The sequence below is a fragment of the Stenotrophomonas sp. ZAC14A_NAIMI4_1 genome, assembly GCF_003086915.1.
Taxonomy (GTDB): Bacteria; Pseudomonadota; Gammaproteobacteria; order Xanthomonadales; family Xanthomonadaceae; genus Stenotrophomonas.
In genome coordinates, this window is the sequence record NZ_CP026002.1 from 1229709 (window position 1) to 1245364 (window position 15656).

General features: G+C 67.5%; 15 protein-coding genes. 12 read left to right on the top strand and 3 right to left on the bottom strand.

Going from position 1 to position 15656, the window contains the following annotated elements; all coding sequences use genetic code 11:
• Positions 1-173: 173 nt before the first annotated feature.
• On the top strand, positions 174-1289 hold the full coding sequence (locus C1926_RS05715) for an alkene reductase (protein WP_108758530.1): 1116 nt from the start codon (positions 174-176) through the stop codon (positions 1287-1289).
• A gap of 79 nt (positions 1290-1368) precedes the next feature.
• On the opposite strand, the gene C1926_RS05720 is transcribed toward C1926_RS05715, so the two are convergent.
• Positions 1369-2253, bottom strand: a complete 885-nt coding sequence (locus tag C1926_RS05720; protein WP_108758531.1) for a mechanosensitive ion channel domain-containing protein — start codon at positions 2251-2253, stop codon at positions 1369-1371.
• Positions 2254-2384: 131 nt separating this feature from the next.
• Complete coding sequence (gene ppsA, locus C1926_RS05725) at positions 2385-4763, bottom strand: phosphoenolpyruvate synthase (RefSeq protein WP_079222304.1); 2379 nt, start codon at positions 4761-4763, stop codon at positions 2385-2387.
• 143 nt (positions 4764-4906) lie between these two features.
• Between ppsA and C1926_RS05730 the strand changes: the two genes are divergently transcribed.
• The 3 genes from C1926_RS05730 to C1926_RS05740 all read left to right on the top strand — a co-directional run bounded on the left by C1926_RS05730 (position 4907) and on the right by C1926_RS05740 (position 6956).
• Positions 4907-5728: a pyruvate, water dikinase regulatory protein gene (locus C1926_RS05730; protein WP_079222303.1), complete on the top strand. Its 822-nt coding sequence runs from the start codon at positions 4907-4909 to the stop codon at positions 5726-5728.
• Between the two features lie 184 nt (positions 5729-5912).
• Positions 5913-6425 (top strand): DUF1249 domain-containing protein, encoded by a 513-nt coding sequence (locus tag C1926_RS05735; RefSeq protein ID WP_079222302.1) that lies wholly within the window; start codon positions 5913-5915, stop codon positions 6423-6425.
• 42 nt (positions 6426-6467) lie between these two features.
• Positions 6468-6956, top strand: a complete 489-nt coding sequence (locus tag C1926_RS05740) for an 8-oxo-dGTP diphosphatase (protein WP_079222301.1) — start codon at positions 6468-6470, stop codon at positions 6954-6956.
• A 110-nt stretch (positions 6957-7066) separates the two neighbouring features.
• Here C1926_RS05740 and C1926_RS05745 read toward each other — a convergent pair whose 3' ends face one another.
• Entirely contained in the window at positions 7067-7717 is a 651-nt protein-coding gene (locus tag C1926_RS05745; protein WP_108758532.1) for a class I SAM-dependent methyltransferase, read from the bottom strand.
• Between the two features lie 345 nt (positions 7718-8062).
• Here C1926_RS05745 and C1926_RS05750 point away from each other — a divergent pair, with 345 nt between their 5' ends.
• The 8 genes from C1926_RS05750 to C1926_RS05785 all read left to right on the top strand — a co-directional run bounded on the left by C1926_RS05750 (position 8063) and on the right by C1926_RS05785 (position 15453).
• Positions 8063-8677 (top strand): phosphatidylcholine/phosphatidylserine synthase, encoded by a 615-nt coding sequence (locus tag C1926_RS05750; RefSeq protein ID WP_108746909.1) that lies wholly within the window; start codon positions 8063-8065, stop codon positions 8675-8677.
• Between the two features lie 22 nt (positions 8678-8699).
• Complete coding sequence (gene phaE / locus C1926_RS05755) at positions 8700-9785, top strand: class III poly(R)-hydroxyalkanoic acid synthase subunit PhaE (RefSeq protein WP_108758533.1); 1086 nt, start codon at positions 8700-8702, stop codon at positions 9783-9785.
• 6 nt (positions 9786-9791) lie between these two features.
• Complete coding sequence (gene phaC, locus C1926_RS05760; RefSeq protein WP_108758534.1) at positions 9792-10859, top strand: class III poly(R)-hydroxyalkanoic acid synthase subunit PhaC; 1068 nt, start codon at positions 9792-9794, stop codon at positions 10857-10859.
• 33 nt (positions 10860-10892) lie between these two features.
• Positions 10893-11261, top strand: coding sequence for a YfeK family protein (locus C1926_RS05765; protein ID WP_108758535.1), 369 nt, complete (start codon positions 10893-10895; stop codon positions 11259-11261).
• Positions 11262-11326: 65 nt separating this feature from the next.
• The gene (locus C1926_RS05770; protein WP_079222293.1) at positions 11327-11530 is read left to right on the top strand and encodes a PspC domain-containing protein; all 204 of its coding nucleotides are present in this window, start codon (positions 11327-11329) and stop codon (positions 11528-11530) included.
• Positions 11527-11979, top strand: coding sequence for a hypothetical protein (locus tag C1926_RS05775; protein ID WP_079222292.1), 453 nt, complete (start codon positions 11527-11529; stop codon positions 11977-11979). The genes C1926_RS05770 and C1926_RS05775 overlap by 4 nt, the downstream gene beginning before the upstream one ends.
• Positions 11980-12660: 681 nt before the next feature.
• Positions 12661-12876, top strand: a complete 216-nt coding sequence (locus C1926_RS05780) for a hypothetical protein (RefSeq protein WP_025879252.1) — start codon at positions 12661-12663, stop codon at positions 12874-12876.
• Positions 12877-13065: 189 nt separating this feature from the next.
• Positions 13066-15453: a Tex family protein gene (locus C1926_RS05785; protein ID WP_108758536.1), complete on the top strand. Its 2388-nt coding sequence runs from the start codon at positions 13066-13068 to the stop codon at positions 15451-15453.
• Positions 15454-15656 lie beyond the last annotated feature (203 nt).

Sequence of the window (15656 nt, forward strand, 5' to 3'; positions counted from 1 at the left end):
TCTGCAAACGGGGTCAGAGCCCTTTCCTGCGGAAAGGGATCCGACCCCGACCCTTAAAAGGGATCCGACCCCGACCCTTGCCTTCACGGCACAACTGTTTTGCCCGCGGGCGGCTGTTGCGCGCTGCGGGGCGTCCCCATCCTTGCGGTCAGTCCCCCGCAAGAGAATGCGCCATGTTGTTCACTCCCCACACCCTGGGCACGCTGGCCCTGCCGAACCGCATCGTGATGCCGCCGATGACCCGCTCGCGGGCGGCCGCCGGCAATGTCGCCACCGCGCAGATGGCCCAGTACTACGCCCAGCGCGCCGGTGCCGGCCTGATTGTCAGCGAAGGTACCCAGATCAGCCCGCAGGGCCAGGGCTATGCCTGGACCCCGGGCATCCACAGCGAGGCACAGGTGCAGGGCTGGCGGCAGGTGACCGATGCGGTACACGCCGCCGGTGGCCGCATCTTCGCCCAGTTGTGGCACGTCGGCCGTGTCTCCCACGTCGCCCTGCAGCCCGATGGCGCGGCGCCGGTATCGTCATCGGCACTGCTGGCCGAAGGGGTGAAGGTCTTCGTCGACCCGACCGGCGCCGGCCCCGGGTCGGGCGTGGGCGAGATGATCCAGCACTCGATGCCGCGCGCGCTGGCCGAGGGCGAGATTCCGGGCATCATCGCCGACTACGCGCAGGCCACCCGCAATGCGCTGGCCGCGGGCTTCGACGGCGTCGAGCTGCATGGTGCCAACGGCTACCTGATCAACCAGTTCATCGATTCGCAGGCCAACCAGCGCACCGATGGCTACGGCGGCGCGCTGCAGAACCGCCTGCGCTTCCTGCGCGAGGTGGTGGAGGCCGTGGCGGCCGTCGCCGGTGCGCAGCGCGTGGGCGTGCGCCTGGCGCCGCTGACGACCCTGCAGGGTGCGGTGGACGACACGCCGCAGGCGACCTACCTGGCCGCCGCGCATCTGCTGGGCGGGCTCGGCGTGGGCTACCTGCACATCGCCGAGGCCGACTGGGAGGATGCGCCGGTGATGCCGGTGGCATTCAAGCAGGCCCTGCGCATGGTCTACCCGGGCACGCTGATCTACGCCGGCAAGTACACCGCCGAACGTGCCGAGCGGGCGCTGGCCGAGGGCTGGGCGGACCTGATCGGTTTCGGCCGGCCGTTCATCGCCAACCCTGATCTGCCGGAGCGCCTGCGCAACGGGGCGGAGCTGAACCCGCCGGATCGCGCGACGTACTTCGGCGGCGGTGAAGCGGGGTATACCGATTACCCGGCGCTGGAAGAGGCCGTCGAAGCCTGACGTTGAACGTCCGCCGGGCATGGCCCGGCGCTACCAATGCTGCGGGTAGCGCCGGGCCATGCCCGGCGGAACCTGGAAGTCAGGGCTTGTCGCGCACCAGCGCCTCGGCCTCGACCACGCCGCCATCCTTGCCATGCAGGTACAGGTGCATGTCCTGCTGCGGGTAGGGCAGGTTGATGCCAGCCTTGTCATAGCCCAGCTTGATCTGTTCCAGCAGGGTGACCTTGGTACCGAACTGGTCGGCCGACTTCACGTAGCAGCGGATGCCCAGCTTGATGGCGTGGTCGCCCAGCTCGTACACCACCACGTCCGGCTCGGGCGAAGGCAGCACGCGGCTGTCGGCCTTCATCAGCGCGATGGCGGTTTCACGCGCCAGCTGGATGTTGTCCTCGTAACCGATGCCGATCACCAGTTCGACGCGGCGCGTCGGCTCGGCGGTGAGGTTGATGATCGGCGCGGCGGTGATCAGCGTGTTGGGAATGGTGGTGTGCTGGTTGTCCGCGCCGGTGATGACGGTCTGGAAGATGCGCACTTCGCGCACGGTGCCGGTCTGCCCGGCCACGGTCACCACATCGCCAACGCGGAACGGGCGCAGGGTCACCAGCATCACCCCGGAGGCGATGTTGGACAGCGAATCCTTCAATGCCAGGCCGACGGCCAGGCCGGCGGTGCCGAGCACGGCAAGCAGCGGGGAAATCGGTACGCCCAGCGTATTGATGGCCAGCACGACCACGATGACCAGCGAGGCCGAATACACCACGTTTCGCATGAAATTGCCGAGCATCGGGTCCATGCCGACCCTTGCCGTTGCACGCAGCAGGGTATTGGACACCCGTCTTGCAAGCCACATGCCGACCAGCAGCACCACGATGGCGGCAAGCAGCGGCACGCCGTAGGTTTCGAACAGGCGTTCCCAATCCAGCGAATGGAACCAGGTCGTGGCGGGGGCGGTGACAGCAATCATGCGGGTTCCTTTGCAGCAGGGGGCATGGCGTATGCGAACGCCAGAAACAAGCACGCCCCGCAGAGGCGGGGCGTGCATGCAGCTGCAGTATGGGCGGACGCCAATGAAAGCGACGTCAGCCCATCAATGGATCAACCATTGGCCTTGTGCTTGGCCAGGCGCAGCCAGGTGTCGACCACGGTATCCGGGTTCAACGACAGCGACTCGATGCCTTCCTGCATCAGCCACTCGGCCAGATCCGGGTGGTCGGACGGGCCCTGGCCGCAGATGCCGACGTACTTGCCCTTGGCGCGTGCGGCCTTGATGGCCATCGACAGCAGCTTCTTCACCGCCGGGTTACGTTCGTCGAACAGGTGCGCGACGATCGACGAATCGCGGTCCAGGCCCAGGCTGAGCTGGGTCAGGTCGTTGGAGCCGATCGAGAAGCCATCGAAGATCTCCAGGAACTCATCGGCGAGCAGTGCGTTGGACGGCACTTCGCACATCATGATGATCTTCAGGCCGTTCTCGCCCTGCTTCAGGCCATTCTGTTCCAGCACCTCGACGACCTTGCGGCCTTCTTCCAGGGTGCGCACGAACGGAATCATGACCCACAGGTTGTCCAGGCCCATTTCGTTGCGCACGCGCAGCACGGCTTTGCATTCCAGCGCGAACGCGGCCGAGAAGCTCGGATCGACGTAACGGCTGGCGCCGCGGAAGCCGATCATCGGGTTCTCTTCGTGCGGCTCGTAGTTGCTGCCGCCCACCAGGTTGGCGTACTCGTTGGACTTGAAGTCCGACAGGCGCACGATGACCGGGTTCGGGGCAACCGAAGCGGTGAGGGTGGCGATACCTTCAGCCAGGCGGTCCACGTAGAAGCTGACCGGGTCGCCATAGCCGGCGATCTTCTCGTCGATCTTCTTCTTGGTGGCCGCATCCTGGCGGTCGTATTCCAGCAGCGCGTTCGGGTGGATGCCGATGTGGCTGGCGATGATCATTTCCAGGCGGGCCAGGCCGATGCCGGCGTTCGGCAGCTGGCCGAAGTCGAAGGCACGTTCCGGGTTGGCCACGTTCATCATGATCTTCAGCGGTGCCGGCGGCATGTTGCCCAGATCGGTGGTGGTGCGCTCGAAATCGAGCTTGCCTTCGTAGATGAAGCCGGTATCGCCTTCAGCGCAGCTGACGGTGACCTGCTGGCCATCTTCGATGACCTTGGTGGCGTTGCCCGAACCGACCACGGCCGGCACGCCCAGCTCGCGCGCGATGATCGCGGCGTGGCAGGTACGGCCACCACGGTTGGTGACGATGGCCGAGGCGCGCTTCATCACCGGCTCCCAGTCGGGGTCGGTCATGTCGGCAATCAGCACGTCGCCCGGCTGCACGCGGTTCATGTCTTCCAGCGTCTTGACCACGCGGGCGGTGCCCGAGCCGATCTTGGCGCCGACGGCACGGCCTTCGGCCAGCACGTTGCCGCCCTTTTCAGTCAGCGCGAAGCGCTCGATCTGAGTGGCGTGGCTGCGCGACTTCACCGTTTCCGGGCGCGCCTGCACGATGAACAGCTTGCCGCTGACACCGTCCTTGGCCCACTCGATGTCCATCGGGCGGCCGTAGTGCTTTTCGATGACCAGGGCCTGCTTGGACAGTTCCTGCACGTCCTCGTCGCTGATGGAGAAGGTGCTGCGCAGTTCGGCCGGGGTGTCCTCGATCCTGACGCGCTCGCCGGGGACATCCGAATACACCATGCGGATCGCCTTGCTGCCGAGCGAGCGGCGCAGGATCGCCGGTTTGCCGGCCTGCAGGGTGGGCTTGTAGACGTAGTACTCGTCCGGGTTGACCGCGCCCTGCACGACCATTTCGCCCAGGCCGAAGGACGAGGTGACGAACACCACGTCACGGAAGCCCGATTCGGTGTCCAGGGTGAACAGCACGCCGGACGAGCCGACGCCCGAACGCACCATCAGCTGCACGCCGGCCGACAGGAACACGTCTTCGTGCTTGAAGCCGTGGTGGACGCGGTAGGCGATGGCACGGTCGTTGTACAGCGAGGCGAACACTTCCTTGACCTTGTGCACGACATCGTCGGCACCGGTGACGTTGAGGAAGGTTTCCTGCTGGCCGGCGAAGGACGCATCGGGCAGGTCTTCGGCGGTGGCCGAGGATCGCACTGCAACGGCCACGTCGCCGCCGCCGTTCTCGGCGCTCAGCGTGGCGTAGGCGCTGCGGATGTCCTGGTCCAGCTGCGGCTGCAGCGGGGCATCGATCACCCAGGTGCGGATTTCCTTGCCCGCGACGGTCAGCGCATTGACGTCCTCGACGTCCAGCGTGGCCAGCTTGTCGAAGATGCGCTTGGACAGGTCGTTGTGGGCAATGAAGTCCTTGAAGGCTTCAGCGGTCGTGGCGTAACCGCCGGGGACGGAGACCCCCAGACCGGCCAGGTTGCCGATCATTTCGCCCAGCGACGAATTCTTGCCGCCTACGCGGGCCAGATCGCCCAGACGCAGTTCGTGCAACCACAGGATGTTCTCGTTCAAGCGCGATGCTCCGTTTGGCCATCGCCCGAGGCGGGCTGAATGGCCGCGTCCGTAGGAAGAAGCCGATATGATGCCGGTCGCAGTACCGTCGGCACAAGCTTGTGCTGCAACCATTTTCAGCTTCAGAGGGGTGAAAACCGCCTATGTCGACCATCCGTCCGGTGTTCTACGTTTCCGATGGAACCGGTATCACCGCTGAAACCATTGGGCATAGCCTGCTCACGCAGTTCACCGGGTTCAGCTTCATCACTGATCGAATGTCGTTCATCGACGACCCCGAAAAAGCCCGGGAAGCCTGTGCCCGGATCCAGGCGGCGGGGGAGCGGTACCAGGTCCGGCCCATCGTGGTGAACTCCTGCGTGGACCAGAGCCTGAGCCTGATCCTGGGCGAAAGCGGGGCCCTGATGCTGGACGTATTCGCCCCGTTCATCGAGCCGCTGGAGCGGGAACTGTCCAGCCCGCGCCTGGCCCGGGTCGGCCAGGCCCACGGCATGGTGGACTTCGAGACCTACCACCGCCGCATCAACGCGATGAACTTCGCCCTGACCCACGATGACGGCATCGCGGTGAACTACGACGACGCCGACGTGATCCTGGTGGCGGTGTCGCGCGCGGGCAAGACGCCCACCTGCATCTACCTGGCCCTGCATTACGGGGTGCGCGCGGCCAATTACCCGCTGACCGACGAGGACCTGGAAAGCGACCGCCTGCCGCCGCGGCTGAGAAACTATCGTCGGAAACTATTTGGCCTGACCATCGACCCGGACCGCCTGCAGCAGATTCGCCAGGAGCGCCGGCCGAACTCGCGCTACGCCAACCTGGACACCTGCAAGCGCGAAGTGGCCGCCGCCGAGGTGATGTTCCAGATGGAGCGGATCCCGACGCTGAGCACCACCCATACCTCGATCGAGGAGATTTCCAGCAAGGTGCTGGGCACGCTGGGGCTGCAGCGCGAGATGTATTGAGGCGGCTGGTAGAGCCGGTCGCTGGCCGGCTGCCAGGGTGGCCGGCGGCAGCGGATTGCCGGCCAGCGGCCGGCACTACCCGAGGTTTCGGTCGGGCGTCCCGGGCGCGGCGGCGGTTGAACGCCCCCCTTTGGCCGGGCCCATGCAGCCCCCACGTTGTATGGCCAACGTGTAGGATCGACCCATGGCCCAAGCCTCGCCCCGCACCGAACGCATCCCCCGCCTGAGCCGGCTCAGCTGGCTGATGGGCCTGTATGCCGAAAACTACCGGCATCTGGTGCGCCTGTTCGCCCCGGCCGAACTGACCGCCGGCAGCTACGTCTCCTCCGTGGGCGACGGCCTGGACGTGCGCCTGGATGTGATCGAATGCCACCGCTACACGGTGGAGCTGCGCCTGACCTACGACCTGGCCGACCCGGTGACCGGCGAGCCGGACCCCTCGGCCTATGTGCGCCTGTACCGTGATGCCCGCCAGGCCGAGACCACCCACTGCTACGTGGGCCGCCGCTGGCAGGACACGATGGGCCTGTACCCGCCGCCGGCGGAGCTGATCAGCCATCGCATGCGGATGAACACCTTCCTCGGCAAGTGGCTGGAATACCTGGCCGAGCGAGGCCACGGCGTGGCCACCCTGCGCCGCGACCCGGAGGGCAGCGCGGCGCTGCCGGCCGAGCGCCGCCTGTCGCTGGTGCGCTGATCGGCCATAATCCGGGGCTGACCTGCCGCTGGATGCTGCCCCATGCCGTATACCCCGATCGTCGCCACCCTGGGCTACGTGCTCTCGCCCGATCGTCGCCAGGTGCTGATGATCCACCGCAACACGCGGCCCGGTGACCACCACCTGGGCAAGTACAACGGCCTGGGCGGCAAGGTTGAACCGACCGAGGACGTGGCGGCCGGCATGCGCCGCGAGATCGCCGAGGAAGCCGGCATCGACTGCACGGCCATGCGCCTGCGCGGCACCATCAGCTGGCCGGGCTTCGGCAAGCACGGCGAGGACTGGTTCGGCTTCGTCTTCATCATCGACAGCTTCGAAGGCAGCCCGCACGGCGGCAACCACGAGGGCACCCTGGAGTGGGTGGACGTGGACAAGCTGGACACGCTGCCGATGTGGGAGGGCGACCGCAACTTCCTGCCGCTGGTGTTCGATGCCGACCCGCGCCCGTTCCATGGGGTGATGCCGTACCGGGATGGACGCATGCAGAGCTGGGCGTTCAGCCGGCTCTGAGGGTATCCGGGGCGCCGCTGCGCTCGCCGGGCATGGCCCGGCGCTACCGATACCGCACCCGCCGGATCATCCGCCGCACCGTGGTAGCGCCGGGCCATGCCCGGCGGGGGTCAGCGCCGGTGCGCCAGCAACAGGTGGAAATGCTTGTCGCGCGCCTGCCCGTCGTTGCCCGCCGCCGTTTCCCGGTGGCTGCGCCAGGCCGAGACATTGAAGCCGGACACCCGCAGAGCCAGTTCCACGGCATCCAGCTCATGCAGCTGGAAATCGGCGGCGAATGGCAGGCTGCGCATGAAGGCGGCATCGCCGAAGGCCAGGCACAGGCGGCCACCACGGCGCACGACGCGCGCCAGTTCATCCAGCACCGGGGCCAGGTTGGGCCAGAAGTACAGCGTGTTGACCGCCAGCGCCGCGTCCACCGACGCATCGGCCACCGGCAGTGCGTGGGCATCGCCGTGGCGCAGGACGGCGCGATCGGCCAGGCCGGTGCCGGCCAGGTGCTGGTTGCCGGCATCGACCATCGCCGTGGACAGTTCAATGCCCAGGTAGCGGCTGTCGGCGCCCTGCAGCAGCAGCGGTGCAAAGGCAGCGTTGCCAGGCCCGATCTCCAGCACCTGTTCGCCCGGCGCCACCGCCAGCAGGGTGATGGCGGCCCGATTGAGCTCGCCATTGCTGCGGTTCATCGATTCGCCCACGGCCAGCGCGGCTTCGCCGTTGGGGTGCCGCAACTGCGCGGCCAGGGTGCGTGCGTCCAGCATCGACAACGTCCATGAAAAAGGAATCGGACGTGGCGTCGGCGGGTCCGCCGGTGACCATAGCGCCGGGTCGGCAACTTGGGAAGTAGGGAAACCCCTCGTCGAGGTGATCAGCAAATGGCCAGCGTCGCAGTCCCTGAGACCAGGTTGTCCACAGGGGGTGTGGATTACGCGTGGGCAACTTTGTGGATAAGCCCCGACAGGCGCCACCCCCCTAGGCTGTCAAGATGGGTGGCCAAAAATTCACCGCTGGTGATGAGCGGTGACGGGCAGGTGAAGGTCGTCGTCGGTCCGCGCTGTCGCCAGCAGCAGCGCTCGCGGTACCCTGTCCGCCTTGATCCTCCGTGAGACCCCATGAAACGTCATTTCTCGATGCTGCGTGAGTTCCAACTGGCGGACTGGTTCACCCTGGCCAACGCCTTCTGCGGCACCGGGGCCGTGTTTGCCGCCATGCGCTTCCTGCAGGACGGCGAGCGCGGCTACCTGATGTTCGGCATGGCGCTGATCCCGCTGGCCTTCATCTTCGACGCCCTCGACGGCCGCATCGCGCGCTGGCGCAAGTCCAGTTCCACGCTGGGCCGTGAGCTTGATTCGCTGTCGGACGTGATCTCCTTCGGCGTGGCCCCGGCGGCGCTGGCCTATGCCTGCGGCATGCAGGGCGGCTGGGACTGGCTGGTGCTGAGCTACTTCGTCTGCTGCGGCGTCAGCCGCCTGGCCCGTTACAACGTGACCGCCGAGTCGCTGTCCGGCGACGAGGGCAAGGTCAAGTATTTCGAGGGCACGCCCATTCCCACCAGCCTGGCGCTGGTGATCGTGCTGGCCATTGCCGCCGGCACCGACGCCATCGGCCACAACCTCTGGTTCGGCCAATGGCAGCTCGGCCCGTGGCAGCTGCACCCGATGGTGCTGCTGTTCGCCCTGTCCGGGTCGCTGATGATCAGCAAGACCCTGCACATCCCCAAGCCATGACCCAGCCCAGCGGAGGCCCGCGATGACCAGCTCGGCCCACGACGCCGGCAGCAGCGATTTCGAGAACCTGTCCCGCCAGTACTTCGGCGCCTGGGGCGATGCCCTGCGCCATGCCGCCACGCCGGGCGCACCGGCCGGGGAAGACCCGGGCAGCTGGCAGCGCCTGTTTGACTGGTGGGGGCAGCTGTTGCCCGAGCAGGGGCAGGGTGCCCCGGAAGATGCGCTGCGCCGCTTCCGCGAGCAGGCCGGCAGCTGGTACGGGACCATGCAGGAAGTGGCCGCGCGCTTTGCCGGGCGCGACGCCAGCAGCGCCGACGTGGCCCAGGCCTGGCGCGAAGCCGTGCAGGGGCAGGGCGATGGCATGCTGCAGTGGATGCTGCAGGGCGCACGCGGCAGCACACAGGCCGGTGCCTCGCTGCCCGAGTTCGCTGCCTGGCTGCAGCAGTGGCAGGTGCAGGCGGGCCCGTGGCTGCAGAGCCCGGCGTTCGGCCCCGGCCGCGAGCACCAGGCGCGCTGGCAGACCCTGCTGCGCGCGCAGGAGGAATACCAGCAGCATTCGCGTGCCTACGTGGACCAGATCAAGCAGGCGCTGGAAGAGGCCTTCGACCTGTTCGAGAAGCGCCTGGCCGAGCACGAACAGCCGGGCAGCCAGCTGACCAGCGCACGGGCGATGTTCGACCTGTGGATCGAGGTGGCCGAGGAGGCCTACGCCAAGGTCGCCCTGTCCGAGGCGTTCCAGCAGGTCTACGCCTCGCTGGGCAATGCGCAGATGCGCCTGCGTGCAGGCCTGCAGCGCGAGGTCGAGCAGGTGAGCGAACGCATCGGCCTGCCCACGCGCAGCGAGATGGACGCCGCCCACCGCCGCATCGCAGAGCTGGAGCGCAGCCTGCGCCGCCTGCAGGCGCAGGTGGCGGTGCTGGCCGGTACCGCCGAGGTCGACCCGGTGGCGCAGCCCGCCCCGGCCAAGGTGAAGCCGGCCGCGCGCAAGGCGGCGAAGAAGGCGGCACCGGCGAAGAAGTCCGCCGTGGCCAAGCCGGCTGCCAGGAAGGCTGCAACAAAGAAAGCACCGGCGAAGCCCGCCGCACGCCGCACCACTGCGCGGAAATAACGACCGATGAAAGGACCGCTGGGCTTCAACGCCGATGACCTGATGCAGGAAACCCTGGCCATGCAGCGCAAGCTGATGGAAGGGCTGAAGCTGCTGCCGCAGGTGGAGGACGTGGATTATGGCGCCACCGCCCGCGAGGAAATCTGGCGCGACGGCAAGGTGGTGCTGTACCGCTTCGTGGGCGAGCAGGCGCCGAGCCGCAAGCCGCCGCTGCTGATCGTCTACGCGCTGGTGAACCGGCCGTACATGGTCGACCTGCAGGCGGACCGTTCGCTGGTGCAGAAGCTGCTGGCGCTGGGCCAGGACGTGTACGTGCTGGACTGGGGCTATCCGGACCGCTCCGAGCGCTTCCAGGCCCTGGAGGACTACCTGCTGCGCTATATCGATGGCGCAGTGGATGCGCTGCGTGCACGCAGCGGTGGGACGGTGGACATGCTGGGCATCTGCCAGGGCGGCGTGTTCGCCCTGTGCTATGCCGCGCTGCGCCGGCCCAAGCTGGGCAACCTGATCACGATGGTCACCCCGGTCGATTTCCACACTGCCGACAACATGCTCTCGCATTGGGCACGGCAGGTGGACGTGGACCTGCTGGTGGACACGCTGGGCAACATCCCGGCCGATCTGATGAACGCCAGTTACCTGATGCTCAAGCCGTTCCGCCTGAACGTGCAGAAGTACGTGGGCCTGCTGGACATCCTCGATGACAAGGCCGCGCTGGAGGATTTCCTGCGCATGGAGAAGTGGATCTTCGATTCGCCGGACCTGGCGGGCGAGGCGTTCCGTGACTTCATCAAGCAGTTCTACCAGGGCAACGGGCTGGTGAATGGCACGGTGCGGATCGGCGAGGAAGCGGTGGATCTGTCGCAGGTGACCCTGCCGGTGCTGAACATCTATGCCGAGCAGGATCATCTGGTGCCACCGGATGCCTCGCGTGCCATGCGTGGGCGATTGGGCACGGCTGATTACACCGAATCCAGTTTCCGCGGCGGGCACATCGGGATCTACGTGTCCGGCCGCGCGCAGCGCGAAGTGCCGGCAACGATCGATGGCTGGCTGAAGGCCCGCGACCTGTAGAGTCGAGCCATGCTCGACTGCCTTGAAACGATGATGACCTACCGTATTCCATTGATCCTCGCCGCACTGCTGGCAACGCCGCTTGCCCATGCCGCCCCTGGCCCGCAGGCGCAGCGCGAGATCGCCCAGCTGATCGGCAGCCTTGACGGTTCGCAGTGCCGGTTCCAGCGCAACGGCAGCTGGCATGACGCGGCCGAGGCGCGCGCGCACCTGCAGCGCAAGTACGACTACCTGCTGAAGAAGGACAAGGTGGACAGCGCCGAGCAGTTCATCGAGCGCGCGGCCAGCCAGAGCAGCATGAGCGGCAAGCCTTACCGCATCCAGTGCCCCGGGCAGGCTGAACAGACCGCCGCGGCCTGGTTCGGCACCCGCCTGCAGGCGCTGCGCCAACGCACGCCGTAGACATGGCCCGGGTGTAGAGTCGAGCCACGCTCGACTGTGCCTTCTGATTCCCGAGGAGAACCGCCATGAACACCACGCCACGCACGCTGTCGCGTTCGTTGAACGATCGCATGATCGCCGGCGTGATGGGCGGCATCGCCCATCGCTTCGGCTGGAACCCGACCCTGGTGCGGATCGTGTTCGTGTTGATCTCGATCGGCTCGGCGGCTTTCCCCGGCATCCTGATTTATCTGATCCTGTGGCTGCTGATCCCGAACGAGGCCGATTGAACGCCGCCTCCCGGCCCTGGCCCCTCTGGCTGCGCGCGCTGCAGGTGCTGGGCGCGGCCTGGACCGTGCCCAATACGCTGATCGGCGTGATCGCTGGGCTGGCCGGTCTGCTGGGCGGGGCGAAGCTGCGCTGGAGCGGGCGCGACTGTGCGCTCATCTTCGACCACTGGCCCTGGGGGCCGGGTGGGGCGATCACGCTGGGCAATGTGATCCTGCACACCGGCCATGACCTGGGCATGTCGTGCCGCACCTATGCGCACCAGGCGGGGTGGGGAGTGGAGCCGTTGATTCGGCTGGATGACCACGAGCGGGCGCATGTGTACCAGTACCTGGTGCTGGGACCGCTGTACCTGCCGGTCTACCTGTTGTGTGGGGGCGTGAGTGCGCGCAACCCGTTCGAGCGGGCGGCGGATCGTTACGCGCGGTTCGGGCATGGCTGGTGGCCGTAGTGTCCAGCCAACGGCGCAGCCCCTCGTGGCTGGGGCGCGGTGATTCATGGGGGCTGGCCGGGCAGGTGGATTGCGCAGGGGACGCTGCAAGTACGTCCCTGTAAGCTCGGTCGCCGCATCCATGCGGCTCACGCCCCTGCGCAACCCACCTGCCCGGCCACGGACACGTTCCTGCGGCGTCCAGCCACGGAAGAGAAAAAGAACAGCAGAAGCGGGTCGCGCGCTGCGCTTGCTCGCAGCCAAGCATGGCTTGGCTCTACAGGAAGCAAAGAGCGGCCGGCCAGGCTGCTTTGCTTTTGATCTTCTTTTTTCTTTTCCGTGGGTGGAGGCACCCGGGAACCGTCAGGGGACGGGCGGGGTGGGTTCGCGGGACCGAGCCCCCATGGATGGGTTTACGGCGTGTCCCGCGAATCCACCCCGCCCGGCCCGGCTCGCAATGCCAGTCGCGTCACCACCACCCACGAGGGGCTGCGCCGTTGGCTGGAAACCCCCGTTTGTTAGCCGGAAGTTAAGGATCCGTAAGCGTTCTGCAGTGATCCGGCAGTCATCTGCATGCAACCGATCGTCATTAGCCTTCGTGACGTTCCAGTCAGCTTGATCGCGGTAAGCTCTATCCCGATGAGCTCGCAAGTACCGCTCATCGTGTGCAGTACGCAGTAGCAATTTGGAGGAAGACATCACATGGCAATCGTTCTTTATGTCGGTGGTAGCAAGGATGGCGAGAAGGGCGTGGTGCCCTACGGCTTCAGCAAATCCCGCGCCGACACCGCGCTGGGGCCGGAGTTCTACACCGAGCGGTTCATGGAACTGCAGGGTGTCGGCAAGGTCCGGTTGATGGCCCTGGAAAGCCTGCGCGACGACATCGTCATGCAGCGCGCCGCCCGCCACTACCGTTGACCCCGTAGCACGCGGCAGGGCGCGCCCACCATCGCGCGCCCGCGCCGGCATCCCAGCCCCCCCCGCCAGGATGCCGGCGTCCAGACCGGCCGCCGGAGGCTGAATCCCACCGCCTGTCAACGCCTTGTCCCGCTTGGCCGTGGGTTGCCAGAATGGGGCCTTCCCGTAACGCGGCCCAGACCTGAAGCAATGCACGACGCCAAGAACGCCCAGAGCGCGCTCGCCCAGCAGATCGCCCAGACCATCGCCGACGAGATCGGTGCCCAGTCCGCCCAGGTACGTGCCGCGGTCGGCCTGCTCGACGAGGGCGCCAGCGTTCCGTTCATCGCCCGCTACCGCAAGGAAGTGACCGGTGGCCTGGACGACACCCAGTTGCGCAACCTGGAAGTACGCCTGACCTACCTGCGCGAGCTGGAAGACCGCCGCGCCGCAGTGCTGGCCAGCATCGGCGAGCAGGGCAAGCTGAGCGACGCGCTGCGCAATGACATCCTCGCGTCCGATACCAAGAGCCGCCTGGAAGATCTGTACCTGCCGTACAAGCCCAAGCGCCGCACTCGCGCGCAGATCGCCCGCGAGGCCGGGCTGGAGCCGCTGGCCGATGGCCTGCTGGGCGACCCCAGGCAGGACCCGCAGGTGTTCGCTGCCACCTTCGTCGATGCCGACAAGGGCGTGGCCGATACCAAGGCGGCGCTGGAAGGCGCCCGCGCGATCCTGATGGAGCGCTGGGGCGAAGATGCCGCGCTGGTGGGCGAACTGCGCACCTGGCTGGGCGAAACCGGCGTCATCCGCGCCCGCGTGGCCGAGGGCAAGGAAACCGAGGGCGCCAAGTACCGCGATTATTTCGAGCACGCCGAATCGCTGGCGAAGATTCCTTCGCACCGCCTGCTGGCGCTGTTCCGTGCGCGCCGCGAAGAGATCCTGTTCCTGGAGCTGGATCCGGGCAGCGATGCCGAAGCCGGCCACCAGTACGCCGAAGGCCGCGTGGCACGCAAGGCCGGCATCGCTGACAAGGGCCGTGCCGGCGATCGCTGGCTGCTCGATGCCTGCCGCCTGGCCTGGCGCGCGAAGCTGCACACGCACATGCTGCTGGACCTGTTCAACCAGGCCCGCGAGAAGGCCGAGGCCGACGCCATTGCCGTGTTCGGTGACAACCTGAAGGACCTGCTGCTGGCCGCGCCGGCCGGGCCGAAGACCGTGCTGGGCCTGGACCCGGGCATCCGCACCGGCTGCAAGATCGCCGTGGTCGATGCCACCGGCAAGCTGGTGGCCACCGAGACCATCTACCCGCACGAGCCGCGCCGGCAGTGGGACCAGTCGCTGCAGACGATCAGGCAGCTGTGCGCCAAGCACAACGTCGAACTGATCGCGATCGGCAACGGCACCGCCAGCCGCGAGACCGACAAGCTGGCCGGTGAGGCGATCAAGGCCGCCGGCAACCCGAAGCTGCAGAAGGTGGTGGTCAGCGAGGCCGGTGCCTCGGTGTACTCGGCGTCTGAATTTGCGGCCAAGGAGTTCCCCGGCCTGGACGTGTCGCTGCGTGGCGCGGTGTCGATCGCCCGCCGCCTGCAGGACCCGCTGGCCGAACTGGTGAAGATCGAACCCAAGGCGATCGGTGTCGGCCAGTACCAGCACGACGTGGACCAGTACCGCCTGGCGCGGGCGCTGGATGCGCGCGTGGAGGACTGCGTGAACGCCGTCGGCGTCTACGTCAACACCGCGTCGGCCGCGCTGCTGTCGCGCGTGTCCGGCCTGTCGTCCACGGTGGCCGAGAACATCGTGCGCCACCGCGATGACAACGGCCCGTTCAAGCGCCGCAAGGACCTGCTGAAGGTCGCGCGCCTGGGCGAAAAGACCTTCGAGCAGTGCGCCGGCTTCCTGCGCATCGCCGATGGAGACCAGCCGCTGGATGCCTCGGCCGTGCACCCGGAAGCCTATCCGGTGGTCGAGCGCATCGTCGCCAGCACCGCGCGCCCGATCAAGGCGCTGATCGGCGACGGCAGCTTCCTGCGTGGCCTGAAAGCCGAGCAGTTCACCGATGCGACCTTCGGCGTGCCGACCGTGCGCGACATCCTCAAGGAACTGGAAAAGCCGGGCCGCGACCCGCGTCCGGAGTTCAAGGCCGCCCGCTTCGCCGAGGGCGTGGAGGACATCAAGGACCTGCGCGAAGGCATGGTGCTGGAAGGCGTGGTCAGCAACGTGGCCGCCTTCGGTGCCTTCGTCGACATCGGCGTGCACCAGGACGGGCTCATCCATATCTCGGCGCTGTCGGACACCTTCGTCAAGGATCCGCGCGACGTGGTCAAGGCCGGCGACATCGTCAAGGTGAAGGTGCTGGAGGTGGACGTGCCGCGCAAGCGCATTGCCCTGACCCGGCGCCTGGACGACACCCTCGGCCAGGCTACCAGCCGGCCGGGCCAGCGCGAGGAGCGCGGCCAGGGGCAGGGGCCGCGCCGCGATGCAGGCGGCCCGAACCGTGGCCAGAACCGCGGGCAGGGCACGGGTGGCCGCCCCGCGCAGTCGGCGCCACCGGCCAACAACGCCCTGGCCGACGCCTTCGCCCGCGCCAAGCGCAGCTGACATCCGCCCCCACCCGCGCTGCGGCCCGGGTGGGGGGACTTGTCGAGGTTCCCCCGCAGTGCGCACACTTGCGCCCATGGGGGGCCATCGGGCCGTCCCGACGTCGCCGGGGGAGGGCCGTGGCGCCAATCGTAGCCGCCAGCATCCACCAGGGTTGCAGCCCACTGCTGCGGCCGGCGCGCGCGCGTGCGCAGGGCACGGGG

What these genes read in the sequence shown, in the direction of transcription:
- C1926_RS05715 (WP_108758530.1), top strand. Translation starts at nt 174, where the DNA reads ATGTTGTTCACTCCCCACACCCTGGGCACGCTGGCCCTGCCGAACCGC.
- C1926_RS05720 (WP_108758531.1), bottom strand. Translation starts at nt 2,253, where the DNA reads ATGATTGCTGTCACCGCCCCCGCCACGACCTGGTTCCATTCGCTGGAT.
- C1926_RS05730 (WP_079222303.1), top strand. Translation starts at nt 4,907, where the DNA reads ATGTCGACCATCCGTCCGGTGTTCTACGTTTCCGATGGAACCGGTATC.
- C1926_RS05735 (WP_079222302.1), top strand. Translation starts at nt 5,913, where the DNA reads ATGGCCCAAGCCTCGCCCCGCACCGAACGCATCCCCCGCCTGAGCCGG.
- C1926_RS05740 (WP_079222301.1), top strand. Translation starts at nt 6,468, where the DNA reads ATGCCGTATACCCCGATCGTCGCCACCCTGGGCTACGTGCTCTCGCCC.
- C1926_RS05750 (WP_108746909.1), top strand. Translation starts at nt 8,063, where the DNA reads ATGAAACGTCATTTCTCGATGCTGCGTGAGTTCCAACTGGCGGACTGG.
- phaE (WP_108758533.1), top strand. Translation starts at nt 8,700, where the DNA reads ATGACCAGCTCGGCCCACGACGCCGGCAGCAGCGATTTCGAGAACCTG.
- phaC (WP_108758534.1), top strand. Translation starts at nt 9,792, where the DNA reads ATGAAAGGACCGCTGGGCTTCAACGCCGATGACCTGATGCAGGAAACC.
- C1926_RS05765 (WP_108758535.1), top strand. Translation starts at nt 10,893, where the DNA reads ATGACCTACCGTATTCCATTGATCCTCGCCGCACTGCTGGCAACGCCG.
- C1926_RS05770 (WP_079222293.1), top strand. Translation starts at nt 11,327, where the DNA reads ATGAACACCACGCCACGCACGCTGTCGCGTTCGTTGAACGATCGCATG.
- C1926_RS05780 (WP_025879252.1), top strand. Translation starts at nt 12,661, where the DNA reads ATGGCAATCGTTCTTTATGTCGGTGGTAGCAAGGATGGCGAGAAGGGC.
- C1926_RS05785 (WP_108758536.1), top strand. Translation starts at nt 13,066, where the DNA reads ATGCACGACGCCAAGAACGCCCAGAGCGCGCTCGCCCAGCAGATCGCC.